This window comes from Xenorhabdus bakwenae, from assembly GCF_030272115.1.
GTDB lineage: Bacteria > Pseudomonadota > Gammaproteobacteria > Enterobacterales > Enterobacteriaceae > Xenorhabdus > Xenorhabdus bakwenae.
The window spans coordinates 126,968-152,488 of record NZ_CP119194.1 but is presented as its reverse complement, the minus strand read 5'-3'; the positions used below and the strand labels follow the sequence as shown (position 1 = coordinate 152,488).

The window sequence follows — 25,521 nt, the reverse complement described above, 5'->3', positions numbered from 1 at the left end:
ATAAAGTTGATGATGCGGAGCACAACACTATTTGTGATAAAAATCAATAAGATGATATTGATTTATTTCGTAATAAACGGGGAGATATTTTTACTGGTTTTGTGTTTAATATCACATTGATTTTACATTATTGTCACAATAATTAATGGAAAACCTCTCCCTCCCAATAAGGAAAAAGAGGTTTTTGTAGCGTAATTTTTTATAACTTACAGGAAGACTATGAATTAAACCGCCCTTTTAATTTATATCGATGACCAGGAAACAATAATCTGGCACTGGAAACAATAAACGCTTTCGACCAGGTTCGGCGGCTAATTAATAAACAAGGTGTGCTTGCTTCAATTTGTAATAACCGACAAGAAAGGGCATCTCCCGCCACAGCTTCAACAATATGCTCCCCTTCGGTTAATGGCGCTACCTGAGATAAATAATCATGGGCGGTTTGTTGCCGAAAATCTTGCCGCAAATATTCCGGTGCCGCCTGAACATTGACATAGCGATCTTCAATTTGCACAGGTATCTCATTTTCATAATGCAAAATGATGGAATGGTAGAGAGGTGCCCCTGCTGCAATACTGAACTCCACAGCCTGAGTGATATTGGCGGTCACTTCAGCGAGTTTCAGCACCTTGCAACTATGTCGGTTAGAGCGGGAAGCAATTTCATCTGCGATACTGTGAATTTCAAATAACGCAGATTGTCCTTTTGGCTCAGAGACAAACGATCCCACCCCCTGCAAACGAAATAGGAAACCTTCTGCCATTAACTCCCTCAATGCCCGATTAGCCGTCATACGACTACAGCTAAATTGTTTGACTAATTCCGCTTCCGAAGGAACCCGATCATGCGGTTTCCATTTCCCTGTATAGATCTTTTCAATAATCGCTTGTTTGACTTTTGCATACAAGGGCACCGGTTTGGCATAGGTATCTGGTAAGTCGTCTGTCACTGTCCCTTCCTTCTCACTTTTTACGCTCCCCACCCGTTAGTTATTCCACCAGTGCACCAACTGCCAGGCAAGGCGAGCGGCCGCTTTCCCCCCCATTCCCTGAATATCATACAAAGGGTTAAGCTCCACTAAATCCACGGCCTGCAATTTTTTGCTCTGACAGATGAGTTGAACCAATGGCAATAAACGCGCCAGCGGAACTCCCAATGCCGCAGGCGCAGAAACGGCCGGCATTTGCCAAATTGGCAGCACATCCAAGTCGATAGTCATATAAATGATATCAACCTGATTAATGATATCTTGTAATTGCTGCTGTACCTTATCCAACAGGGATTCAACACAGTGGGTATCCCAAATAATCGTGACATCAAGATGATTGGCTTCATCCAGTAATGCCTGGGTATTTGATGCCAGGCTGGCGCCAACACAACTGTAATTAAATGGACGCTGGTGTTGCTGGCAGTAATGCGCAAGTTGCCGAAATGGAGTGCCTGATGTAGGCTGCGGTGAATGGCGCAGATCCAAATGGGCATCAAAATTGATGATACCAACTCGCTGCTCCGGGAACGCACGGTAAATTCCCATCCCATGTGCAAAAGCCGTTTCATGCCCACCACCAAAAATCAGCGTTTTCATATTATGCTGCTGGCATTCATAGACAGCATCACTGAGCGCCTGCTGGGCTTCACTCAGTTCGCCTGAATCAGCGCGAATATTTCCCAAATCCACTAACCTATCATGGCCGTCATAGCTCGCCAGATTTGCCAGCGATTGGCGCAGATATTCTGCTCCCAGTTTTGCTCCCGGACGCCCCTGATTCAGCTTAACACCTTCATCGCATTCAAATCCCAATAGCGCAATGTGGTGAGGAAATTCAGCTGGGGAGAAACTGGTGGGCTGCTTTATTGTCTGGAATATCCGTAAGGCATTATTGGCTTCTGCAAGATCATTACGCCCCTGCCAACTATTTTCTGATGCTGGATGCCATAAATTCATATTTTTTCCCTCACCACCATTAATTAAAGCCATTTAAGTCATCACGATGCGTCATTTCACCATGATAAATACGATAAACCAACGGGTTATGTCCCAGTTCATATAAGATATCCACCGGATCCCGGGCATCCCAAACGACAAAGTCTGCCGTAAAACCCGCAGCTAATTGACCGTGACTACCCGCTCGTCCCAGTGCGCTGGCTGCGTGAATGGTGACTCCCTGCCATACTTCTTCCGGTGTCAAACCAAATTGTACGCAAGCCATATTCATCATCAGACGCAAAGAGGCAAAAGGACTCGTGCCGGGATTAAAATCTGTCGAAATAGCCATTGGAACGCCATATTGGCGCAATAATGCAATCGGGGGACGTTGAGTTTCTTTCAGGAAGTAAAATGCTCCCGGCAGTAACACAGCCACGGTTCCACTACGACTGAGAGCCTCAATTCCTTTTTCATCCAAATGCTCAATGTGATCCACTGATAAACCTTGATATTCAGCAACCAGTTCACTTCCGCCCAAATTGGAAAGTTGCTCAACATGACCTTTTACGGGGATATTCAGGCGCTTTGCGGTTGCAAAAAGGCGTTTGGTCTGTTCCAGATTGAAACCAACCGTTTCACAAAATACATCTACAGCTTCGAATAACTGTTTTTGCCAAAGAGTAGGCAGGATGGAGCCACACACTAAATCAATATAGGCATCAGGATCATGTTTATATTCAGGTGGGACGGCATGGGCAGAAAGTAATGTCGGGCTAATTTCGATGGGATTTTTCTGTGCCAATGCCCGCACGACATTTAACTGTTTCTCTTCATTTATCAGATCCAGCCCATAACCGGATTTCATCTCAATCGTTGTCACGCCTTCGGCCATCAGTGCATTGAGACGTTTCTGGGAGACACTTTCCAACTGTTGAGCTGAACTGTTGCGGGTGGCATTCACTGTCGAATTAATCCCTCCCCCTTTGGCACTCATTTCTTCATAAGAAACCCCATTCAGGCGCTGTTCCCACTCAGAGGCTCTATTACCGCCAAAAACTAAGTGAGTGTGGCAATCGATTAAGCCAGGGGTGATCAGGCGCTGCTCTGCGTCAATGACCTTACATTGGTTGGCGGGGACGCTATCTGTCGGCACAATCGCTAAGATTTTTTCGCCCCGCACAATAAGGTCATGCTGCTCTAACATGCCATAATTGCTTTCACCAGCCATGTCTTTAATTGCAGGATCCATTGTGGCAAGTTTGGCATTGCGCCATATGACATCAGTGTCTCTTAGTTCAATCGACATTGTACTATCCTGTTATTTTTGTTGTTTGTATCAGAACTCATGTTGTATATACATTTATTTTATAACCAGACATCATTGTCAAATTATTTTGTGAACATGTTGTTACTTTAAATGATAACTATCAGGAAAAATCACAAAAAATCAGGTACACTTGCTAAAAGTTGTGAGTAAATGAACGTGTAATGAAGAAAAAATATCAATTAAACACAGAAGACATCAGCCTATTCAGGACGTCTGTCACGGGAACCCGGCGCATTGCACAAGATACGGTTTCCCATCCCCCGAAGAGAAAAAAAATTAACCGTATTGCCCCTGAACGCTTGAAGCAAGAGCAAGCTGATGCCAGTTATTATTTTTCCGATGAATTCCAGCCAAATTTGGATATGGAAGGCCCGACCCGCTACATTCGGGAAGATGCCAGCCATTATGAATTAAAGAAATTGCGACGTGGCGATTATTCCCCTGAACTGTTTCTGGATTTACATGGGCTGACTCAGTTACAGGCCAAACAAGAAATGGGGGCATTAATCGCTGCCTGCCGTCGAGAGCATGTCTATTGTGCCTGCGTTATGCATGGACATGGTAAACATATTCTCAAACAACAAGCCCCGCTATGGCTTGCCCAACATCCTGATATTATTGCCTTCCATCAAGCGCCCAAAACGTGGGGAGGGAGCGCTGCGTTACTCATTTTGGTAGAGATGGATGAATTTACGCAGCGCTAACTTGTTTTTCTCTTTAATTAAATTGCCTAAGAATTAAGGTGTCTGGTCAGGATTTCGCCGCTAATTGTGCAGGGGATGTTTGCCATAACAGACACCCTTTTTCCGTTTGGTGATCCAACTCGACACAAGCAATGCTGGATGTCGCAAACATCGGCGGAGTTTGCCCCGGACAAAGCTCAGACACCAAATAGCCGACCAACGGTAAATGAGAAACTATCAATACAGATTGATACCCTTGCGTTGACAAAACGTGCAAGTAGCTGGCAACCAACATTACATCTCCCGATGGCGTTAACTCAGCCAGTATTTCTTCATTGTCGGGAAGCACCAGGTTTTCTCGTACCGCCTTCAATGTTTGTTCTGCCCGGATATAAGGACTGACCAGAACACAGTCGATGTCAGGCGATTGTTGCGAAAGCCCATGAGCCATTTGCTGTGATTCTTGATATCCTCTGGAGGTCAGTTCCCGCGCTGCATCACTGATGGCATTCAAAGCAGCATCACCATGACGCATAATAAAAACGTACATAATCCACCGTTAAGTTAATTGTGAATCTGTCTCAAAATAACCCACACTTTAGCTTTTCAAACCATGAATAAACAATTAATTATTTCCTATAAAAAATCGGCCCTTAATGACAAGAGCCGACCTGACTGTTTTAACCAATGAAATTCAAGCTATACGTGAAATTTCTTTTTCTGTTCTGCCATCCGAATTAAACCCTCACAGGGCGTAAATCTTTCGCCATATTGCGTCTCCAGACGACGTAAAATTTCTACAACTTTGTCACTGCCAAGCTTATCAATATAACGGAATGGCCCGCCCAGGAACGGTGGGAACCCAATGCCAAATACAGCACCAATATCACCATCACGTGGACTTCTGATAATCCCCTCATCCAAACAACGCACGGCTTCATTGAGCATGAGCATCACACAACGCTGGGCAATGTCAGCAGGCAACATCTTTATCGCGGGTTTGATCTTTAATAAGGAATAAATCGAAGCATCCACTTCTTTGGATTTTTTTCTACTCGTATATAATTTTCTACTCGTATATAAATAGAAACCGCGGCCATTCTTCCTGCCCTTTCGGTCATCTTGCAAAATTGCAGCCAAAATCTCTGGTGCCGCAAATCGACTGCCTAATTCTTCTACTAAAATAGGGATGATTTTAGTACCCACATCTATGCCAACTTCATCCAGCAGATTGATGGGACCAATAGGAAAACCAAAATTCAGCAAAGCATTATCGATATGTTCAACCGGCTCACCTTCCAATAAACAATAACCTGCCTCATTAATGTAAGGTGTTAGAATTCGGTTCACATAAAAACCCGCTTTATCCCCGACTACAATCGCTGTTTTTCCCTGTTTCTTGGCTAACGCTACGGCAGTGGCGATCGTTTTTTCACTCGTTCCCTCATGTGGAATGACTTCCACCAGCGGCATTTTGTCTACCGGACTGAAATAGTGAAGACCGATCACCTGCGCTGGCCGAGTCGCCGCTTCAGCGATCTTATGGATTGGCAATGAAGAAGTGTTAGACGCAAAAATGGTTTCGGGTTTTGTATTCTCTTCAATCTCTGCAACCATTTTGCGTTTCAGGACTAAATCTTCAAATACCGCTTCAACCACAATATCAGCTTGCTTAAACCCACTGTAATCGGTCGTTCCTGTCAATAGAGACATCTGACGAGAACGCTCACTTGATTGCAACCGACGCTGTTTTACCCGCTTAGAAAGGAGATCCCAGGTATATTTCAAGGCCTGATTAATGCCTTTTTCATTAATATCTTTAATGCGAGCAGGCAAATTTCCTCGCGTCACGGTCACATTGGCAATACCGCCCCCCATCAGGCCGCCCCCCAAAATCCCCACATGTCTGATTTCGGCGGGCGGTTCTGAAGAGCCAGTTTCATTCTTCAACGTTGTAGAAGCAAAAAACAGACTCCGCAATGCTTCTGATTCTTGTGTCATCGCCAGTTCACCAAACGCCCTGGCTTCAAGCTGAAAACCTTTCTCAGAGCCTTTTTCCAGGCCGGCACGAATCACATTGATGATTTTTTCTGGTGCGGGATAATGGCCACGAGTTTTTTCGCGCGTTTTTTTATGAACCATCTGGAATAACAACGGCCTGCCTAATGCACTTGCCAGTATGCGCTGTGACCATGCCAATGGCTTACGTTTCACGATGCCTTTTTTAACATACTGCACAGCAACATCCAGCAAGATATCTAAAGGAACGGCGTCATCCACAACGCCCAGCCGTTGCGCCTGTTTTGCTTTAAGCTGACGGCCGGTCAATATGATGTCTAACGCAGCACTGACACCAATCAAACGAGGCAATCTTTGCGTTCCGCCTGAACCGGGTAATAACCCAAGCTGAACTTCCGGCAAACCAAGACGGGTTTTCTCATCCAAAGAACAGATTCGCGCATGACAAGCCAATGCCAACTCCAGCCCACCACCTAAACATGTGCCATGGATCGCGGCCACAATCGGTAAAGGGTAACTGGCAATCTGCGCAAACAGTTTTTGACCTTTTTCAGCCAATGCTGTCGCTTCTTCCTGAGATTGGCAGTGAGCTATCATGCTAATATCAGCACCAGCAATGAAGGTATCTGCCTTGCCGGATACAATAACTAGCCCTTTCAAGTTTGAAACTTGTTGCGCTTTTTCAAACATGATCAGGAACTGTTCAACAAATTCAGCTTTCAGTGTGTTGACTTTCTCTCCGGGTACATCAATGGTGATAATTCCCACCTTGTCGTCCCTGACAGAAAAACGAAATACCGATTGCTCCGGTTGCATTGCTGCTGACATAACCGTTTCTTTTTCAGCCTGAGCCATTATTCTACCTCCAATACCATTGCTGCACCCAAACCACCCGCGGCACAAGCTGTTGTTAACCCAAGACCACCACCACGGCGATGCAATTCATTCAACGTCTGGGTAACCATTCTGGCGCCTGTCGCCGCGAAGGGATGCCCATAAGCAATTGATCCACCCAATACATTGAATTTATCCATATCCACTTCACCTATTGCCTGAGAACGCCCTAACTTTTCACGGGCAAATTTCTCACTGGCAAACATGTTTAAATTCGTTAATGTTTGGGCAGCAAATGCTTCATGCATGTCGATAAGAGTAAGCTCATTCAGGGTGATACCCGCACGATCCAGTGCCAGCGGGGTTGCATAGGACGGTCCCAGTAACATGTCCTGCCAAACATCAATGGCAGAAAATGCATAACTGCGTAAATACCCCAATGGAACCATACCGAGTTCTTTGGCAACCGATTCACGCATTAACATTACTGCCGCTGCACCATCAGTCAATGGTGTACTGTTTGCTGCGGTAACTGTGCCATATTTACGATCAAAAGCCGGGCGCAATTTGGCATAAGAAGCTAAGGTGGAGTTTTTTCTGATATTGTTATCTTCTGCCAATGTCTTACTGTATGGCGGGAAATATGCCGATATCATTTCCTTTTGCAAAAGCCCTTGCTCCCAGGCTTTAGCGGCTAATACGTGGGAGCGATGCGCAAGTGCATCCTGATCTTCACGACTGATATGATACGTTTTTGCCATCTGTTCAGCGGTATCCCCCATTCTCAACCCTGTAGAATATTCAGCAACGGCAGGGGATACAGGCAATAAATCACGGAGTTTCAATCGGCTGAGTAATTTGAATCGTTGAGAGAGGCTCTTGGCTTTGTTCATGTCAACTAACGTGCGCGCCAGTGACTTAGTCACTCCGATGGGCAAAACGGATGAAGAATCCGCACCTCCGGCGATCCCTATATTGACTGTCCCTGCCATAATACTTTCAGCCACATTTGCAATTGCCTGAAAACTCGTCGCACAGGCGCGGGAAACACTATAGGCATCAGTATTTACACTTAAGCCTGCCCCCAAAACAATCTCCCTTGCAATATTCGGTGCTTCCGGCATTTGAACCACCTGTCCAAAAACCAATTGGTCGATCTTCTCAGGCGACAAACCGCTCCTAATGACCAGCTCGCTTACAACAGCCTTTCCTAAGTCAACAGCCGGAATACCGTGGTAGAAAGTTGCCTGTTTCGCAAAAGGAATGCGCAACCCGCTGACAATAGCGACACGTTCCTTTTGCGGTATTACTTTTGTTGAAGAACGACCCATAGCAACTCCTAATCATTATTATTAACTAAATCAATTGATTAAAAATATTTACTCACCCCATAAGAGGTCAGACCTGATGATGCATTGTTAACGCAATGTTGGAAAATAGCAAATAGGAATAAACGAAAAATGAGAACAAACTCAACTTTAAATTATTATAATTTATACAACTTAAACGAAGAATGTGCGACAGGAGTACAAAGAGAAGGCAATGATTTACAATCGATTACAAGTGATTTTCTCACTGATTGGCATGACAAAACAATGAGAAAACCATTGTTCAGAGTGAATTAACGCAAGCCTAACTGAAAGATGAGGGCTTCCGCTTGGCAGCTAAAGGTAAAGTCCACAGATAATTGCATTCCACCGTCAACCGCTTCGATACTATGGCGTATAACACAGGGATCGGATTCCACTGATTTTGCCTTTTTGATCAACATATTAAGCATGACTTCGGCGTCTTGTTCACTCGCAAAAATACACTGATAAGAAGCGGTGCGGTCTTCATTATCAATAACGGTTCCCACATCAACACAGCAGCAAGCTGCCGTCTCTTCGGCATTACAGCGGTTAATCGCATCAGACATTTAAAGTTACTCCGGCTAAAAAACTTGCTGATAATTCTACGTTTTCCTGACTACCGATAACCAGCACTTACGCTGTTTGAAGCCATTTATCTCACTGTTTATTGATCTGACCACGTCAACAGAAACCCGTTTACACTTCATTAACGTAAGTTGTCTGTTTTTTGTTAAGTAAGTCCCAATTTAAGAATCATTTTAGTTGTATTTAGAAAACATTCTTGCAACATATTCTATTATCAAGCCTATACTTCGTGCACTGGTCTGATTTGTCATTATTGTCATTGTTGTCATTGCGACAAATCGACTCTACAATCCCGCGCTCTCAGCTACTTGAGTGGCATGTTAATAATAATTAGACAATGAGGTTTGGTTATGGACCAGAAAAACCTATTTACACGTTCAGCATTAGCAATGGCGGTTGCCATTCTCTCATCCAACGCTGGTGCTGCTGGTTTTCAATTGAATGAATATTCATCATCAGGACTAGGCCGTGCATTTTCTGGGGCAGGTGCTGTTGCAGACAACGCTTCCGTAGGCAGCCGTAACCCTGCGGCCATGACCTTATTTGATCGCCCGTCATTTTCTGGTGGTCTGGTGTATGTCAACCCAGATGTTGATATTACCGGGAAGTCACCTGTTACGCGTCAGAGCACAAATGCTAAAAACATCGCACCACATGCATGGATCCCAAACCTGCATTTTATCGCTCCAATTAATGATCAGTGGTATATTGGCGCCTCTGCGACTTCTAACTTTGGCTTGTCTACCAACTTCAGTAATAATTATTCTGCTGGTCCCATTGGTGGAAAAACATCGCTCAAGACTGTGAACTTTAATCTGAGTGGCGCTTACAAATTTAATAATCAATTCAGCTTTGGCTTAGGTGTTAATGCTATTTATGCCGATGCTGAAATTGTTCGTCATATGGGCGAAGTCGGGCCAGCATTAACAGGAATGATTCACAAAATTAACCCAAAATCTAAGGTTAACATCCCTTCAACTACCGAAGGTGCCCGTTTGGAAGGCAAAGATTGGGGTTATGGCTGGAATGCAGGCCTTTTGTACCAATTTGATGAAAATAATCGTTATAGCTTAACTTACCGTTCAAAAGTTAAAGTGAAGTTTAAAAAAGGCGATTACAGCAATGAACTGCCTAATATTCCTGCTAACCCGGCGCTCGGATTTCCTGGCATAAATGGCCTTGGGGGTAATACCATCAAAGGAACATTGGATCTGAATTTACCGGATATGTGGGAATTCTCAGGCTATAACCGCGTTGCACCACAATGGGCAATTCACTATAGCTTCCTGTATACAGGCTGGAGCGAATTTAAAGAATTACGTGGTAAAAACAAAGATTCCGGCAATACCTTATTCCACAAACACGAAGGTTTCCGCGATGCTTACCGTATCTCACTAGGTACAACTTACTACTATGACGATAACTGGACATTCCGTACCGGTATCGCTTTTGATGAAAGCCCTGTACCCGCCAAAAATCGTTCTATCTCCATTCCGGATCAAGATCGTTTTTGGTTTAGCTTAGGAACCACTTATGCATTCAATAAAGATGCTTCTGTAGATGTTGGTGTTTCCTATATGCGCGGTAAAAAAGTACATGTTAGCGAAAAACTGCAAGAGGACGCGCCTGCTCCTTTCAATTCATCATATGAATTCGATTCCAAAGGAACCGCATGGTTGTATGGTATAAACTTTAACTATACGTTCTAACTACATACCGTAACCCCAAAAAGGATAGCGCCCGCTATCCTTTTTTGATTATAAGTCCGAACTAATCTATAGAATCCAATTCATCTTGAATACTTGCCGCATTAGGATTTTTTTTCCGGCGCCAGTATGCCGCCATTGGCCATAAAATCGTGGCGTTGGAAGTAAGCATCGCGCATCATCAAATAAGGATCTGAAGAGTTCTTTAACAGGCCATCAGAATCCAGCAAGCGGGCACGGGTTTCTATACCTTGGAAAACCCACTTGCCTACCGACATCCAACCCGTGAAATAACTCAATATGGGATAAGTCATATCCGCCAAGTTACCGCCTTCATCACGCAATGTAAAACTACCGTAACCGGGCAGAACAGCATACGGACCATACCCCACGTTATAGTATCCCAATGTGCTACCAAAACGCACCGGATCTTCTTTTGCCAGTTTGGGGTTTGCCATGGAAGCAACATCAATAAGCCCTCCCATTCCCAACAAGGTGTTCAAAAAGAAACGGTTGAAGTGTTTTGCACCTTCATGAACATCACCACGCAAGAAACTGTTCACCATACTGGCTGGCTCTTCGAGGTTGCTCATAAAATTACCAATGCCATTTCGTGCAGGCATCGGCACATAATTACGCCAGGCTACAGCAACAGGACGCAGTACATATGGGTCGAGAACATCATAATTAAAGTTGAACATAACACGGTTAAACCCTTCCAGCGGATCAGAACGCCCCTGCTCTATCGTATTTGATGAACTGGCACATCCCATAAGTAAGACGGCTGTAAGAGCAACCCCGCTCAGACGATACTTCATATTGTTCTCCATATAATTATTTTTAGATATCAATTATCGTGCTGTACACCAGCTATTGCACCCAATATGTAAAATATACTGCCAATCTTTCATTAATGGTAATAAAAAAGAGTGGTGATTATATAGGCAAACAGTTCGTTATGCCTTATCTCTGACAAGAAAAACAGGTATACTGCGCTCCGCTGTCCCCTTAGTGAAACGGATATAACAAGCCCCTCCTAAGGGCTAGTTGCAGGTTCGATTCCTGCAGGGGACGCCAGAATCAAGTTACCCCGCATCACCTAGCATAACCTAACCTTATAAAAAAACTCACTTAAATAAAAATTTGGCGTTACCTGCTGTTACCCTATATAACTTGACTACACCAGTAAAGTGTGGGCATATTTGCGGGCATCGGTTCATATACCTACTTAGGATGCCCACATGTTAACGATAAAGCAGATTGAGTCAGCTAAACCTAAAGACAAAGCCTATCGCCTTGCTGATGGAGGAGGTTTATTTCTTTTTGTATCGAAAACAGGAAGTAAAATTTGGCGTTTTAGGTATCGTAAAAATGGGAAAGAGCAAACTTATGTCATTGGTACGTATCCAGAAGTCCCACTAGTTACCGCTCGATTAAAACATGCTGAGGCTAAGTCTGTCCTTGCTAATGGCGGAGATCTGGCTCCGGTAGCACCAAAACAGAAAGATAATGAATCTCCAGACACGTTTGCTGACATATTTAAAGAATGGCATGAATTCAAAAGTGGATTTTGGTCTGAGAGTTATACTAAGGAAATGATATCAATGTTCGAAAATGATATTTTGCCTATTATTGGACACATGACCATGGAAGAGATAGAACCTTTAGTTCTACTTAAAGTTATTCGGTTATTCGAAGATCGCGGAGCCATGGAGAGAGCCAGCAAAGCACGCCGAAGGTGCGGAGAGGTTTTCAGATACGCGGTAGTGACGGGCAGAGCGAAATACAATCCCGCTCCAGATTTGGCCGATGCCATGACTGGATACAGAAAAGAGCATTACCCATTTCTCACCATAGACAAGATCCCCGCATTTAATCAGGCACTGGCATCATATTCTGGCAGTGTCATATCTAAAACGGCCACTCAAGTTCTGCAATATACCGCCCTGCGAACAATAGAAATGCGCAGTATGTTATGGAAGAACGTTGATTTTGATAATCGACTTATTACTATCGATCCATCTGTAATGAAGGGGCGTCAGCTACATATAGTCCCGATGTCCGATCAGGTTGTTAAATTGCTCCAGCACTTGAAGCCTATAACCTCCAGTGTTTCCGATTTTGTCTTCCCAGGTAGAAATGACCGGAAAAAATCTATCAGCGAAAACGCCGTCCTGCTAGTTATCCGGAGAATAGGCTATGACGGTCTAGCTAGCGGTCATGGATTCCGCCACCAGTTCAGCACCATATTGAATGAGCATGAATTTAATCATGATGTGATTGAGAAACAGCTAGCTCATGTTGTTGGTAATAAAACCAGAGGTCATGCTTCCAATCATTAGATTGTTGTAGTAAACTCCCCACTTTTTATTACTGGTGAGATATGGCTAAAGTTGATGTGGTTTGTCGTTACTGTCACAAAGCGGAAGAGGTCAAAGGGCATGGAAAAGGAAGCAGCGGACATCAGCGTTATCACTGTTATGCCTGCCGTAAAACCTTTCAACTGAATTACACCTACCAAGCCTGCAAACCCGGAATGAAAGATCAGATTGTGGATATGGCTGCGAATAATGGCGGTATCAGAGACACCGCTCGTGTCCTGAAGGTGGGTATCAACACCGTTCTTCGTACCCTAAAAAACTCGAACCCAGACAGGTAACTACACTGCCGCTGGCCGCAAATAATATTCATATTATCTGCGAAATTGATGAACAATGGTCTTTTGTCGGTAACAAGAAGAATCAGCGCTGGCTTTGGTATGCCTGGGAACCGGAGCAAAAGCAAATAATCGCGCACGTATTGGGGGATCGCAGCAGGAAAACACTGAGCAAATTGCTGGCACTTCTGGCTCCTTTCGAAATTCAATTTTTCTGTACCGATAATTATGCCGTTTACGATTGCCTTTCTGAGGAAAAACACTTTAGAGGGAAGAAATTTACTCAACGTATCGAAAGAACCAATCTGACCTTACGTACTCGCATCAAGAGACTGAATCGGAAAACGATCTGTTATTCCAAATCCGAAGAAATGCATGACAAAGTGATAGGCACTTTCATTGAGCGTGAATACTATCTTCCAAAGGTTATCTAACTATTGGGTGCATGACCAAACCAGAGGCGTCTATAACCATGCACAGTATTTAGACCAACGCCGCGAAATGATGCAGTGGTTCGCTGACTACATTGATAGGATATCAGGAATAAGGTGGTAACGACTATCACCATAGCACAGCAATCTACCCTTTGACTTTCATAGTAATCAACTATAGAGGAAATCCCTATAGTTGCCGTAGATGGCTCAAATCTGAATCATGGTCAAAATCTTGACCATCTTCAAGGCGGGATATCTCACCTTTAGGTATGGTGATTTCCACCATACCTTTTACACTCACAGGGTTACTTAATGTGACTCAGTGACTAACGACGAATTTCGTCGGAACCAATGATCACCAGTTTGCATACCGATATTTTCGGCGCTCAAACCAAACCTCTTAAAGAGGTGAGCCTCTGAAATCAGAGCCTCCTCAACCTCAAGGAACCCCTATAGTTAATTCATCCCTCCGTTTGAAACAGAAGCGTGCTGAATTAAAGGTGAGATATCCCACCTTTAGCTAACTCGTTGATTTTGCTTATTTCCGGCACAGGGGCAGAGATTAATAGAATCAAGGAATTAAACGCGTACGGGTCATGCACCCAATAGTTAGATAACCTTTGGAAGATAGTATTCACGCTCAATGAAAGTGCCTATCACTTTGTCATGCATTTCTTCGGATTTGGAATAACAGATCGTTTTCCGATTCAGTCTCTTGATGCGAGTACGTAAGGTCAGATTGGTTCTTTCGATACGTTGAGTAAATTTCTTCCCTCTAAAGTGTTTTTCCTCAGAAAGGCAATCGTAAACGGCATAATTATCGGTACAGAAAAATTGAATTTCGAAAGGAGCCAGAAGTGCCAGCAATTTGCTCAGTGTTTTCCTGCTGCGATCCCCCAATACGTGCGCGATTATTTGCTTTTGCTCCGGTTCCCAGGCATACCAAAGCCAGCGCTGATTCTTCTTGTTACCGACAAAAGACCATTGTTCATCAATTTCGCAGATAATATGAATATTATTTGCGGCCAGCGGCAGTGTAGTTACCTGTCTGGGTTCGAGTTTTTTAGGGTACGAAGAACGGTGTTGATACCCACCTTCAGGACACGAGCGGTGTCTCTGATACCGCCATTATTCGCAGCCATATCCACAATCTGATCTTTCATTCCGGGTTTGCAGGCTTGGTAGGTGTAATTCAGTTGAAAGGTTTTACGGCAGGCATAACAGTGATAACGCTGATGTCCGCTGCTTCCTTTTCCATGCCCTTTGACCTCTTCCGCTTTGTGACAGTAACGACAAACCACATCAACTTTAGCCATATCTCACCAGTAATAAAAAGTGGGGAGTTTACTACAACAATCTAATGATTGGGAGCATGACCGCTGATGCGCTCGACAAACGCCTGACGAAGCTGAGGATCAGCGCGAGGATGTTTTAAGGTTTTTTTTATGAGTGAGGCGAAGCCGTTTCAACGCGTAATGAATCGCCGATTGTGAGACCCCTAAGCGCTTTGCTCTTTCCCATTGATAGTCATCAGGAAAATTTTGGACATCCGCGATGAGCACCTCATCAGGAATTTTCATGGGAGGCTTATCACGCGTCATGCAAGGTTCTATTTTATGACTCCACCGGAACAGGGTACGAATAGAAATCTCAAAATGGGCACTCGTTTGTTCGAAAGTCAACGAATGCTTATCTTTGTATGCCAGTACTCTTTTTCGAAAATCTAGACTGTAACCCATTTCACTTTATGCCTTGTCATTTTGGATTTGGATATTATGACATATTAGTATGATTTTGCTATACCTCCAGTAATAAAAGCGATTATTCTTCATTTTATGATGGGGTATGAACACGCATTCAGAGATGGGAATGGCAGAACTGCAAGGGCAATATTTTATTGGTATATGCTAAAGAACGGATATGATATTTTTGAATATATTTCAATAAGTAAGGTTATCAAGGCGCATGCTAAAGACTATGGTATGTCATATCTTTATGTTCAAAAAGATTATGGGGATCTAACTTATTTTATCGATTTTAATGTGAATATTATTCTAAATGCATTTGATGAATTACAAGAGTATTTAAAAGTAAAAACAAAAGAATTTTATGAAATTGTCGATGTATTGGAAAATTCAAAGTATAAAAGCAATCTAAACTTCATTCAAAAAGATTTAATCAAAAAAGGTGTAAAAGAACCCGGAAGATTATTTAAAGTAAAATCAGTTCAAAATGTATATGATGTTAGTGAAAATACAGCCAGAAAATTACTCAGAGAACTTGAGGCAATGAATATATTTCTTCCTATAAAAATAAGACGAACAACTCATTATATTGCCCCCGCAGATCTACGTAGTAGGCTAAATAAGATATCAAAATAGTAGGATGCTTTTTCTTACTCCTCCTGCCGTGAGAAGTAAGGCTGGATTCATGCATCAAAAATGAAATGATTTGCCAGTATCTTACCCTCATGTTTCCAGCATCATCACAGGGGCTTTACCTCATGAGAATAGGCCCCATATTAATAACTCACTCCTCAATCTCCTTTCATTAAATCCCTGCTAAACGGCGGCGTCTCAGAGTGTTGCCGTTCCTTGCATGTTCCTAATTAGACGAATTGATAATATTCCATTATTTGCATCATTTGTTTGATATATTGCATTTATTGCATTTATTGCATTTATTGCATTTATTGCAATATTATAGCTGTATAAATTATCAGCGCCAAAGGTGTAAGTATGAAAATCGATAACAAGGCTATCTTACTGACGCGTCAGCAAATGGATGCTACGCAAGATCCAACAGGAAGAGTACAGCCGTTCAGAACTTGGCATTAAACCCTGCTGACAAAACGGCATATGTTACAGGTTATTCCCTATGGCAAAGATTGCGCACTGTATCTGATGGATAGGCTTCCCGCAGAAACCAAGTTTAACGATTTAAGCCAGCCATACAGCGTAAAAGCAAACGTACTGGTAAAACCCAACCCAGAGATCAAACTTTTCTCCTAAGCTGTATTCAGATAACCCTTTGATATGCCATAATTCCTGCTCAGAACCGGAATACCTGTACTATGCAGGAATTATGGCATATCAAAGGGTTAAAATGGCGTTCAAATCCCAATGGTTGCTGTAGATGGTCAAGATTTTGACCATCACAAATTGTGATATCCCATCTTGGGTATAGAGGAAATCACAACACCTTTTAACAGTGCAAAGCCCAAATTCAGGCTTAGGTGGTAACTCATTGATATCTAGTCACAAGCTTGATCTTTCATTCTGCTTATTCGTTCTTTTACTTAAAGGCAGTCAGGAACTGTAGTGAAAGAAATTAAAAATTAACAAACTTGAGTGTTTTTACGGCAACGGCATCACAAGTACAGTCAAAATCAATCGCCGCATTGATTTTGTGGATCAAATAACCTATATACCCGATAAACTTCAAGTTGCAATCCGCAAGACGACGCGAGGCCTTATATTTCCCCGCTGCGCGGGGAAATATAATACGCATCTTGAAGTTGAGTTGGTATATAATGAAATCAACTTTAAATGGTAGAAGTTTTAATTCTGACAATACCCTATGAAAATAGCCATACTACGTCGAAATGGACTGGGTGATCTCATTTGTACTCAGCCATTAATAAAGTTTTTACAAAAAACTTACCCTAACGCAGAGATCAACTTATTTATAGATTCTGGCAATACTGAACTCGCTTATTATTTGTGCCCTGAAATCAAGATCCACATCCTCCCTAGAGGCAATAAATACCTATCTATTATCAAAACTGCATTAGCATTTCGTCGAAAGAATTTTGAGATTGCTATATCAGCCAAACCTACACCTATGAAGCTAAATAATCTATTCTTATGGCTATTAGGGGCGAAAAGACGCTATGCTGTTGTTACAGATAAGCACTGGCATGCAAAGTTAGTTAACTATCCAGTGAAACAGGAGCAAGTCAATGGTTACCATCAGGCATTAAAAGTGTTACGTACATTTTCACCTAATGAGAGTAAATTATCTCCTGAGACTTTTCCTTACATCGAATTTAAAAATACTTTTCAATCTATTGAACAGCAGACTCCCATGATTTTATTTTCTATATCTAACAATAGAAAATACAGTCTTATTAATAATGAACGCCTCACTTTAATTGCAAATAAAATCCTGGAAAATTACCCAGATACAAAATTTTTTATTTCTTCGTATAAGCATGACACTCCTTTAGCTGAAGATTTAAAATCACGTATAGGAAAAAATAGTGAAGTTGTAGTATCCGATTCTCTGGATTCTTTTTTAACTTTATTGAACAGCATGACACTCATTGTTGTCGGTGATGGTGGTATTTGTCATTTGGCCGCCGCGCTACAGAAAAAGCTTGTTGCCTTTTATGGTGTAACAAGACCGGAAAATTGGGCACCACTGGCTACAAAAGATACAACCATCACATTGTATCACCCTGAAAATGTCAACAATATTGATTTAGGTAAAGTTTACCCCGCAATATTTTCTTTGCTAAAAGAGTAAACTATTAAATAATTTCAATTGTATCCAAAAGATATAAATTTATCTTGAAAATAGACATAATTTGGCAACATAATTTATTTTTAAGAAGGCTCGATTTCCATTGGGAAACGGGCTTTTGCGGAAAGGTTATTTTTCCTAAGTATAGGTCTTAAACATCAGATAGTGACATCGGGTATGAGTAAAACGTTAATATCTCAATCCAAGTTACAAGACAATCCCTGTATTAATTGCGGAGCTTGCTGTGCGTATTTTCGTGTTTCATTTTATTGGGCTGAAGCTGAGGATGGTGGCGGCACAGTTCCCGTATCTATGACCGAAAAATTAAATGATTTCAGACGCTGTATGAAAGGCACCAATGAACCTCACCCTCGATGTATCAATTTATGTGGTGAAATTGGTAAGTCGGTTTCCTGTTCTATTTATGATAAAAGGCCCTCCCCTTGCAGAGAATTTCCCCAAGCCTGGGAAACGGGAGATTATAATGAAAGTTGTGAGCGCGCCAGAGCTGCTTATGACCTTCCCCCTTTGCCAAAACCTCAAACATAGTTGATACTCGTTTGATTTACGTCATCCACGCATGAAAAATACCGGCATTATGAATGTTCCCCGTAAATAAACTTAAGGTGACGAGGGTCTTTTCGAGAATAGCCCCAATGACGTTAATACGGCCTTTAGCGTGCCCGTCGTGTGTACCAAAACAGCGCTGTCGTTTCAGGGCGTAATGCATAGCCGACTGCGAAACATCCAAGCGTTTTGCGCTTTTCCATTGATAATCATCGAGAAAATTTTGGATATCCGCGATGAGTACCGGGTCAGGAATTTTCGTGGCGGGTTTGGCGGGTTTATCGTGTAGTGCCTGATAGGAAGTGCTGGACGAAGTGGTGGGCGATACCAGATTCGAACTGATGACCCCCTCCTTGTAAGGGAGATGCTCTACCAACTGAGCTAATCGCCCACTTCATATCCTGCTACCTAAATGGTGGGTCGTGCAGGATTCGAACCTGCGACCAATTGATTAAAAGTCAACTGCTCTACCGACTGAGCTAACGACCCAATTAGGTAATTCTGATTTTGATATCTAAATGGTGGGTCGTGCAGGATTCGAACCTGCGACCAATTGATTAAAAGTCAACTGCTCTACCGACTGAGCTAACGACCCAATTAGATAATTTTGATTTTGATATTTGAATGGTGGGTCGTGCAGGATTCGAACCTGCGACCAATTGATTAAAAGTCAACTGCTCTACCGACTGAGCTAACGACCCATTCTAAATATCAATGTGATACTGGAGACGAAACAACCCGATGAAGTGGTGGGCGATACCAGATTCGAACTGATGACCCCCTCCTTGTAAGGGAGATGCTCTACCAACTGAGCTAATCGCCCACTTCACGATGACTATTAACGACATCAATACCACTGATTTATGATTGGTGGGCGATACCAGATTCGAACTGATGACCCCCTCCTTGTAAGGGAGATGCTCTACCAACTGAGCTAATCGCCCAATCATAAAATCATTTTTATCACTACGAGAAATATGGTGGGCGATACCAGATTCGAACTGATGACCCCCTCCTTGTAAGGGAGATGCTCTACCAACTGAGCTAATCGCCCGTCGTGATGGAGTCGCATTATAGGGATAGTTCGAAGTGAGTCAACGCTTTTTATCACTAAAACAATCGTTCGTCGTAAAATTAAACAGAATGAAATAATTGTAATCACGTTATGGTATCATTCAGATGGGTTATTTTAGCTTTTCTCAATAACCTGCCGTTAACGCCATTGAGGAATTGAAGTGCAGTGATAAAATACCCCCCACTGTTGTTACTTCAATCATCCAACACGCTCTCTAATAAAGAGAAACGTAATTAAGGCAATTCCTGATGAGTAAAATTAAAACCCGTTTTGCACCAAGTCCTACTGGCTATCTGCATGTTGGTGGTGCGCGTACTGCTCTTTATTCCTGGTTATACAGTCGCCACAATAAAGGGGAATTTGTTCTTCGCATCGAAGATACCGATCTGGAACGTTCTACCCAAGAAGCCATCGATGCAATTATGGACGGGATGAACTGGTTAAATCTGAATTGGGATGAAGGCCCTTATTACCAGACCAAACGTTTCGACCGTTATAACCAGGTTATTGACGAAATGTTAGAGCAAGGTACTGCTTACCGCTGCTATTGCTCTAAAGAGCGTTTGGAACAATTGCGTGAAACTCAGATGGCTAATGGTGAAAAGCCACGTTATGACGGAAAATGCTGTGATAACGAGTGCCAGCACAGTCACGATGAGCCACATGTTGTGCGTTTCCGCAACCCACAAGAAGGTTCTGTCGTTTTTAATGACAGTATTCGTGGCCCGATTGAATTCAGTAACCAGGAACTGGACGATTTGATCATTCGCCGTACCGACGGCTCACCAACTTATAACTTCTGTGTGGTCATTGATGATTGGGATATGGAAATTACCCATGTTATTCGTGGTGAAGATCATATCAACAATACCCCACGTCAGATCAATATCCTGAAAGCGCTTGGCGCACCTGTCCCGGAATATGCCCATGTTTCTATGATCCTCGGCGACGATGGTAAAAAACTGTCCAAGCGCCACGGCGCTGTCAGCGTAATGCAATACCGTGATGATGGTTATCTGCCAGAAGCCCTGTTGAACTATCTGGTTCGTCTGGGCTGGTCACATGGCGATCAGGAAATTTTCAGCATTGAAGAGATGACTGCACTGTTCAGCCTTGATGCCATCAGTAAATCTGCCAGTGCATTCAATACGGAAAAACTGCAATGGTTGAACCATCACTACATCAATACCCTGCCAGCAGAAAAAGTTGCTGTACATTTAGCCTGGCATATTGAACAGCAAGGTATTGATACTCGCACGGGTCCAGAACTGGTTGATTTGATCAAACTGTTAGGTGAGCGCTGTAAGACGCTGAAAGAAATGGCTGAATCTTGCCGTTATTTCTATGAAGAATTTGCCGAATTTGATGCAGATGCGGCGAAAAAACATCTGCGCCCGGTTGCTCGCCAGCCATTAGACGTTGCCCGGGCGAAACTGGCCGCTATTACCGAATGGACCCCTGAGAATATCCATCACGCTATTCAGGCGACGGCTGACGAACTGGACGTTGGCATGGGTAAAGTCGGTATGCCACTGCGTGTTGCTGTTACAGGTGCGGGTCAGTCTCCAAGCGTTGATGTAACAATCCATGCAGTTAACCAGGCACGTTCATTAGCTCGTATTGATCAGGCTCTGGCTTATATTGCCCAGCGTGAAGCGCAATAAAATAAATAATCATTTACCGATGTTACGTCATAACGTAGCGTGAATAATCAAGGCACTCAACTTATTACAGTGCCTTGATTTTTGTCCTCAAAACGGGTCATTGGCGGCTTTTTCAGCGCTTACACGGAGAAGATTAATGAATTCATTGACAGAGTTCTCCGGTTTTCATATGATTCGCCCCGTTCTACAGGATTTTGATTTGGGGCTATAGCTCAGCTGGGAGAGCGCTTGCATGGCATGCAAGAGGTCAGCGGTTCGATCCCGCTTAGCTCCACCAAATACCTATCTTACTTATTCATCAGAGTAATCGGTATCTGGTATTCAAAACCTGAACCCTATTTGTGGGGCTATAGCTCAGCTGGGAGAGCGCTTGCATGGCATGCAAGAGGTCAGCGGTTCGATCCCGCTTAGCTCCACCAAAATTCTCAATCCCTGAAGACGTAAGTTTTCAGGGATTTTTCAACGGTTTTACCAACCCGCCCAATCCTTCAATTTTTATTGCAAGCGTCATTTCCATCAACTTTCCCAGTTTTCCCTGTGGGAACTCCCCCTTGCGGGCAAACCAAAGTAAATACTCTTCCGGCAAATCAATTAGCATTCGCCCTTTGTATTTACCAAATGGCATAGCTGTATTGGCTATTGCCAACAAGTTTTCTTTGTTCATCATATCAGCCTTATTATCTCATTATGAATATAAAAAAGTGGCATCTGCCAGGATGCCACTTTCGATTGTTTTTTTATCAAATCCAATGAAACAGATTAGACGCTCAAAATCAGTCCGGTAATTGCTGCGGACAGGAAACTCACCAGCGTTGAACCAAACAGCAATTTCAAGCCAAAGCGCGCAACAGCATTACCTTGTTGTTCATCCAGCCCTTTCACAGCACCAGAAATAATCCCAATGGAACTGAAGTTAGCGAAAGAAACCAAAAATACGGACAGAATACCTTTCGAATGTTCACTTAGTTGAGCAGACATCCCTTGCAGGCTCTGCATCGCCACAAATTCGTTAGAAACTAACTTGGTTGCCATGATACTGCCGACTTTCAGCGCTTCATCACTTGGAATACCAATGATCCATGCAAACGGATAAAACACATATCCCATACACTCCTGGAAAGTAATACCAAATACCAGATGGAAAATTGCATTAATTCCTGCAATCAAGGCAATAAAACCGATCAACATCGCAGTGACAATCAAAGCAACCTTGAAACCCGCCAGAATATAATCGCCCAGCATTTCAAAGAAACTTTGCCCTTCGTGGAGGTTGCTCATATGGATATCTTCTTCATTCTCAACAGAGTAAGGATTGATGAGAGATAAGATGATAAAAGTGCTGAACATGTTGAGGATCAGTGCCGCAACCACATATTTTGCATCCAGCATCGTCATGTAAGCACCGACGATAGCCATAGATACGGTAGACATTGCCGTTGCCGCCATCGTATACATCCGACGCTCAGACATTTTGCCCAGCACATTTTTATAAGCAATAAAATTCTCTGATTGCCCCAGAATCAATGAACTGACCGCATTAAATGATTCCAGTTTACCCATGCCGTTAATTTTAGACAGCACTGTACCTATTACACGAATGACAATGGGTAGTACTTTGATGTGTTGCAAAATACCAATCAGGGCGGAGATAAAAATGATAGGACACAATACATTCAGGAAGAAAAAAGCCAGATTCGCTTCTATCATGCCACCAAAAACAAAACTGGTCCCTTTCTCTGCATAAGACAATAGATGGACAAATAAATCGTCAAATCCTTTAACGACTTTCAAACCGACGTTAGAATTCAGGAAGAACCAGGCCAGAAAGAGTTCGATTATCAGCAACTGAATAATATAACGAATCTTAATATTCTTCCGGTTATTACTTGCCAAAACTGCCAGGCCGCCAATGACCACTAATGCGAGTAAAAAATGTAAAACATGAGATATAGCCATAAAGAAGAACTCCAAACACGATTCTGTGCAAATTTACATCTGTATTTTATGCAACACATGATAGTAAATTTTGATTACTGTCGCACCAATTTACTATTTAGGTGGTTACATATCTCTATTTAGCTAACCCGATCACACTTTAATAATCACCTCCCTAAATAGAAGACATATTATTCACCTAATAAACGGAGCATTTCCTCTTCATCAATAACGTAAATTCCCAGCTCATTAGCCTTAGCTAATTTGGAACCCGCAGCTTCACCTGCAATAACCAGATCTGTTTTCTTAGACACGCTTCCTGTCACTTTTGCGCCTAAAGCTGTCAGCTTATCTTTAGCTTCGTCTCGGGATAAACGGTTCAGTGAACCCGTCAATACGACTGTCTTGCCAGCAAATGGACTATCGACTTCATCAAAGTTCAGGCTTTCAGTCGATTCCCAATGAATACCAATATTGTTAACCAGATCATCAATCACCACCTGATTGTGTGGCTCATTAAAGAAATTCACAACATGGCGGGCAACAACACTTCCCACATCTTGCACCGCAATCAGTGCCTCCATGTCCGCTGCACGTAATTTTTCTAACGTGCCAAAATGGGCAACCAGGTTGGCGGCTGTCGCTTCGCCAACTTCACGAATACCCAAAGAGTAAATAAAGCGTGCAAAAGTGGTTTTCTTCGCTTTCTCCAAGGCATTAATGATATTTTGCGCAGATTTAGGTCCCATTCGCTCAAGACCTGTTAGTTTCCCGGCTGTCAGTCGGAAAAGTTCAGCTGGCGTTTTGACATACTCTTTATCCACAAGCTGCTCAATAATTTTTTCGCCCATGCCATCAACATCCATAGCACGACGGGAAACAAAATGTTTCAGTGCCTCTTTGCGCTGCGCTGCGCAGAACAAGCCTCCTGTACAACGAGCGACTGCTTCACCTTCGACACGCTCTATATCGGAGCCACAAACCGGACAATGTGCGGGAAAAATCACTTCCTGAGTTTCTGCTGGCCTGTTTTCATAAACAACGCCCACGACTTGCGGGATAACATCTCCGGCACGACGAATAATCACCGTATCACCAATACGCAGTCCCAGACGTTCAATTTCATCTGCATTATGCAGCGTGGCATTACTCACCGTAACACCTGCCACCAATACAGGCTCCAGACGAGCAACCGGCGTAATGGCGCCAGTACGCCCTACCTGAAACTCGACATCACGGATGACAGTCATCTGCTCTTGAGCCGGAAACTTGAAAGCCGTCGCCCAACGTGGCGCTCGGGCAACAAAGCCCAACCTTTCCTGTAATTCGAGGGAATCAACCTTGACGACAATTCCATCAATATCAAAGCCTAGTGTCGGCCGCTTCTGCTCAATGTCACGGTAAAAATCCATCACCCGTTGAGTGCCCTGGCATAACTTCACGTTGTCATTGACAGGCAGTCCCCACCGCTTGAATTGCATCAGGCGTTCATAGTGACTTGCTGGTAACTCTCCGCCTTCCAGCACACCAACCCCATAGCAATAGAAAGTCAGTGGACGCCTGGCAGTAATGCGGGGGTCGAGCTGGCGCAATGATCCAGCCGCCGCATTGCGGGGATTGGCGAAGACTTTATTTCCTGTACGACGCGCTTCTTCATTGAATCTTTCAAACCCGGCTTGTTTCATAAAGACTTCACCACGGATTTCGACGCGGGCGGGAATATTATCCCCTTTCAAACGCAAAGGAATGGCACAAATAGTACGGACGTTGGCGGTAATATTCTCCCCCGTTGTCCCATCGCCACGAGTCGCAGCTTGTACCAATTCCCCATTTTCATACAGCAAACTGACCGCCAAACCATCAAGTTTTAGCTCACAACAAAACACCAAATCCTGGCCATCTTTCAGACGATCACGAACGCGTTTGTCAAATGCCAGATAGCTCTCTTCATCAAATACGTTGTCCAGAGACAACATAGGGATCTCATGGCGTACCTGCTCAAACGCCGTTAACGGTGCTGCTCCCACTCGCTGGGTAGGAGAATCCGCAGTCACCTGTTCTGGATGCTGCTCTTCCAGCGCTTTTAATTCTCTCATCAGACGATCATATTCTGCATCAGGGATCTCTGGCGCATCCATAACATGATACAAATATTCGTGATGACGTAATGTTGTTTTTAATTCATTGATTTTTTGGATAATATTTTCCATGACTTACCACCAGAGATGAAAAA

22 protein-coding genes, 10 tRNA genes and 2 pseudogenes are annotated in these 25,521 nt (G+C 43.2%); 13 read left to right on the top strand and 21 right to left on the bottom strand.

Features of this window, described 5'->3' with window-relative positions; translation table 11 throughout:
* Positions 1 to 217 precede the first annotated feature (217 nt).
* From hutC to hutI, 3 genes are read right to left on the bottom strand one after another with little or no spacing between them, the layout of a single operon-like run.
* Positions 218 to 949 carry a histidine utilization transcriptional repressor HutC gene (gene hutC / locus PXH59_RS01380; protein WP_285809985.1) on the bottom strand — a complete coding sequence of 244 codons (732 nt, stop codon included), beginning with the start codon at positions 947 to 949 and terminating at the stop codon, positions 218 to 220.
* A gap of 36 nt (positions 950 to 985) precedes the next feature.
* A complete protein-coding gene (gene hutG / locus PXH59_RS01375; protein ID WP_285809982.1) occupies positions 986 to 1,945 on the bottom strand; it encodes a formimidoylglutamase in 960 nt (319 codons plus the stop codon).
* Positions 1,946 to 1,964: 19 nt separating this feature from the next.
* Positions 1,965 to 3,233 carry an imidazolonepropionase gene (hutI, locus tag PXH59_RS01370; protein WP_285809981.1) on the bottom strand — a complete coding sequence of 423 codons (1,269 nt, stop codon included), beginning with the start codon at positions 3,231 to 3,233 and terminating at the stop codon, positions 1,965 to 1,967.
* A 182-nt stretch (positions 3,234 to 3,415) separates the two neighbouring features.
* Here hutI and smrB point away from each other — a divergent pair, with 182 nt between their 5' ends.
* The gene (gene smrB, locus PXH59_RS01365) at positions 3,416 to 3,958 is read left to right on the top strand and encodes an endonuclease SmrB (protein ID WP_285809979.1); all 543 of its coding nucleotides are present in this window, start codon (positions 3,416 to 3,418) and stop codon (positions 3,956 to 3,958) included.
* 46 nt (positions 3,959 to 4,004) lie between these two features.
* Here the strand turns inward: smrB and sixA are convergent, their stop codons facing one another.
* The 4 genes from sixA to PXH59_RS01345 form a co-directional block, all read right to left on the bottom strand.
* Positions 4,005 to 4,487: a phosphohistidine phosphatase SixA gene (gene sixA / locus PXH59_RS01360; protein ID WP_047767027.1), complete on the bottom strand. Its 483-nt coding sequence runs from the start codon at positions 4,485 to 4,487 to the stop codon at positions 4,005 to 4,007.
* A 149-nt stretch (positions 4,488 to 4,636) separates the two neighbouring features.
* Positions 4,637 to 6,811 carry a fatty acid oxidation complex subunit alpha FadJ gene (gene fadJ / locus PXH59_RS01355; protein ID WP_285809978.1) on the bottom strand — a complete coding sequence of 725 codons (2,175 nt, stop codon included), beginning with the start codon at positions 6,809 to 6,811 and terminating at the stop codon, positions 4,637 to 4,639.
* A complete protein-coding gene (fadI, locus tag PXH59_RS01350) occupies positions 6,811 to 8,121 on the bottom strand; it encodes an acetyl-CoA C-acyltransferase FadI (protein WP_047767023.1) in 1,311 nt (436 codons plus the stop codon). The genes fadJ and fadI overlap by 1 nt, the downstream gene beginning before the upstream one ends.
* A gap of 290 nt (positions 8,122 to 8,411) precedes the next feature.
* Positions 8,412 to 8,708, bottom strand: coding sequence for a YfcZ/YiiS family protein (locus PXH59_RS01345; RefSeq protein WP_285809977.1), 297 nt, complete (start codon positions 8,706 to 8,708; stop codon positions 8,412 to 8,414).
* Positions 8,709 to 9,077: 369 nt separating this feature from the next.
* Here PXH59_RS01345 and fadL point away from each other — a divergent pair, with 369 nt between their 5' ends.
* Entirely contained in the window at positions 9,078 to 10,436 is a 1,359-nt protein-coding gene (fadL, locus tag PXH59_RS01340) for a long-chain fatty acid transporter FadL (RefSeq protein ID WP_285809976.1), read from the top strand.
* Positions 10,437 to 10,497: 61 nt separating this feature from the next.
* On the opposite strand, the pseudogene mlaA reads toward fadL, so the two are convergent.
* Positions 10,498 to 11,251, bottom strand: a pseudogene (mlaA, locus tag PXH59_RS01335) (phospholipid-binding lipoprotein MlaA).
* A 184-nt stretch (positions 11,252 to 11,435) separates the two neighbouring features.
* On the opposite strand from mlaA, the gene PXH59_RS01330 reads away from it, so the two are divergent.
* From PXH59_RS01330 to PXH59_RS01315, 4 genes and pseudogenes are all read left to right on the top strand, one after another.
* Positions 11,436 to 11,510 (top strand) — tRNA-Arg (locus PXH59_RS01330).
* A 164-nt stretch (positions 11,511 to 11,674) separates the two neighbouring features.
* Positions 11,675 to 12,775 carry a tyrosine-type recombinase/integrase gene (locus PXH59_RS01325; protein ID WP_285809974.1) on the top strand — a complete coding sequence of 367 codons (1,101 nt, stop codon included), beginning with the start codon at positions 11,675 to 11,677 and terminating at the stop codon, positions 12,773 to 12,775.
* Between the two features lie 41 nt (positions 12,776 to 12,816).
* A protein-coding gene (locus PXH59_RS01320; protein WP_285808308.1) for an IS1 family transposase occupies positions 12,817 to 13,523 on the top strand; the annotation gives its coding sequence in 2 pieces (ribosomal slippage) (positions 12,817 to 13,066 and positions 13,066 to 13,523; 708 coding nt in all).
* A 22-nt stretch (positions 13,524 to 13,545) separates the two neighbouring features.
* Positions 13,546 to 13,644: pseudogene (locus PXH59_RS01315) on the top strand (integrase); the annotation flags it as partial.
* Between the two features lie 488 nt (positions 13,645 to 14,132).
* Here the strand turns inward: PXH59_RS01315 and PXH59_RS01310 are convergent.
* A protein-coding gene (locus tag PXH59_RS01310) for an IS1 family transposase (RefSeq protein WP_285808308.1) occupies positions 14,133 to 14,839 on the bottom strand; the annotation gives its coding sequence in 2 pieces (ribosomal slippage) (positions 14,133 to 14,590 and positions 14,590 to 14,839; 708 coding nt in all).
* A 99-nt stretch (positions 14,840 to 14,938) separates the two neighbouring features.
* Positions 14,939 to 15,262 (bottom strand): IS630 transposase-related protein, encoded by a 324-nt coding sequence (locus PXH59_RS01305; protein ID WP_285808283.1) that lies wholly within the window; start codon positions 15,260 to 15,262, stop codon positions 14,939 to 14,941.
* A gap of 60 nt (positions 15,263 to 15,322) precedes the next feature.
* Here PXH59_RS01305 and PXH59_RS01300 point away from each other — a divergent pair, with 60 nt between their 5' ends.
* The 4 genes from PXH59_RS01300 (at position 15,323) to PXH59_RS01285 (ending at position 18,596) form a co-directional block, all read left to right on the top strand.
* Positions 15,323 to 15,904, top strand: a complete 582-nt coding sequence (locus tag PXH59_RS01300) for a Fic family protein (RefSeq protein ID WP_434223392.1) — start codon at positions 15,323 to 15,325, stop codon at positions 15,902 to 15,904.
* A gap of 477 nt (positions 15,905 to 16,381) precedes the next feature.
* Positions 16,382 to 16,534, top strand: coding sequence for a hypothetical protein (locus PXH59_RS01295; protein WP_285809972.1), 153 nt, complete (start codon positions 16,382 to 16,384; stop codon positions 16,532 to 16,534).
* A 568-nt stretch (positions 16,535 to 17,102) separates the two neighbouring features.
* Positions 17,103 to 18,050, top strand: coding sequence for a glycosyltransferase family 9 protein (locus tag PXH59_RS01290; RefSeq protein ID WP_285809971.1), 948 nt, complete (start codon positions 17,103 to 17,105; stop codon positions 18,048 to 18,050).
* A gap of 174 nt (positions 18,051 to 18,224) precedes the next feature.
* Positions 18,225 to 18,596: a YkgJ family cysteine cluster protein gene (locus tag PXH59_RS01285; RefSeq protein WP_285809969.1), complete on the top strand. Its 372-nt coding sequence runs from the start codon at positions 18,225 to 18,227 to the stop codon at positions 18,594 to 18,596.
* Between the two features lie 16 nt (positions 18,597 to 18,612).
* Here PXH59_RS01285 and PXH59_RS01280 read toward each other — a convergent pair whose 3' ends face one another.
* From PXH59_RS01280 to PXH59_RS01245, 8 genes are all read right to left on the bottom strand, one after another.
* Positions 18,613 to 18,798: a hypothetical protein gene (locus PXH59_RS01280; protein ID WP_285809968.1), complete on the bottom strand. Its 186-nt coding sequence runs from the start codon at positions 18,796 to 18,798 to the stop codon at positions 18,613 to 18,615.
* Between the two features lie 131 nt (positions 18,799 to 18,929).
* Positions 18,930 to 19,005: transfer RNA gene (locus PXH59_RS01275), tRNA-Val, on the bottom strand.
* A 22-nt stretch (positions 19,006 to 19,027) separates the two neighbouring features.
* Positions 19,028 to 19,103 (bottom strand) — tRNA-Lys (locus PXH59_RS01270).
* Between the two features lie 30 nt (positions 19,104 to 19,133).
* Positions 19,134 to 19,209 (bottom strand) — tRNA-Lys (locus PXH59_RS01265).
* 30 nt (positions 19,210 to 19,239) lie between these two features.
* Positions 19,240 to 19,315: transfer RNA gene (locus tag PXH59_RS01260), tRNA-Lys, on the bottom strand.
* A gap of 46 nt (positions 19,316 to 19,361) precedes the next feature.
* Positions 19,362 to 19,437: transfer RNA gene (locus PXH59_RS01255), tRNA-Val, on the bottom strand.
* Positions 19,438 to 19,482: 45 nt separating this feature from the next.
* Positions 19,483 to 19,558 (bottom strand) — tRNA-Val (locus PXH59_RS01250).
* Between the two features lie 34 nt (positions 19,559 to 19,592).
* Positions 19,593 to 19,668: transfer RNA gene (locus tag PXH59_RS01245), tRNA-Val, on the bottom strand.
* Positions 19,669 to 19,937: 269 nt separating this feature from the next.
* On the opposite strand from PXH59_RS01245, the gene gltX reads away from it, so the two are divergent.
* The 3 genes from gltX (at position 19,938) to PXH59_RS01230 (ending at position 21,772) form a co-directional block, all read left to right on the top strand.
* Positions 19,938 to 21,353 carry a glutamate--tRNA ligase gene (gene gltX / locus PXH59_RS01240; protein ID WP_285809967.1) on the top strand — a complete coding sequence of 472 codons (1,416 nt, stop codon included), beginning with the start codon at positions 19,938 to 19,940 and terminating at the stop codon, positions 21,351 to 21,353.
* Between the two features lie 201 nt (positions 21,354 to 21,554).
* Positions 21,555 to 21,630: transfer RNA gene (locus PXH59_RS01235), tRNA-Ala, on the top strand.
* A gap of 66 nt (positions 21,631 to 21,696) precedes the next feature.
* Positions 21,697 to 21,772 (top strand) — tRNA-Ala (locus PXH59_RS01230).
* A 29-nt stretch (positions 21,773 to 21,801) separates the two neighbouring features.
* On the opposite strand, the gene PXH59_RS01225 is transcribed toward PXH59_RS01230, so the two are convergent.
* The 3 genes from PXH59_RS01225 to ligA all read right to left on the bottom strand — a co-directional run bounded on the left by PXH59_RS01225 (position 21,802) and on the right by ligA (position 25,498).
* A complete protein-coding gene (locus PXH59_RS01225) occupies positions 21,802 to 22,017 on the bottom strand; it encodes a DUF3820 family protein (RefSeq protein WP_285811843.1) in 216 nt (71 codons plus the stop codon).
* A 95-nt stretch (positions 22,018 to 22,112) separates the two neighbouring features.
* Positions 22,113 to 23,303: a NupC/NupG family nucleoside CNT transporter gene (locus PXH59_RS01220; RefSeq protein WP_285811842.1), complete on the bottom strand. Its 1,191-nt coding sequence runs from the start codon at positions 23,301 to 23,303 to the stop codon at positions 22,113 to 22,115.
* Positions 23,304 to 23,479: 176 nt separating this feature from the next.
* On the bottom strand, positions 23,480 to 25,498 hold the full coding sequence (gene ligA / locus PXH59_RS01215) for an NAD-dependent DNA ligase LigA (RefSeq protein WP_285809966.1): 2,019 nt from the start codon (positions 25,496 to 25,498) through the stop codon (positions 23,480 to 23,482).
* Positions 25,499 to 25,521: the final 23 nt, after the last annotated feature.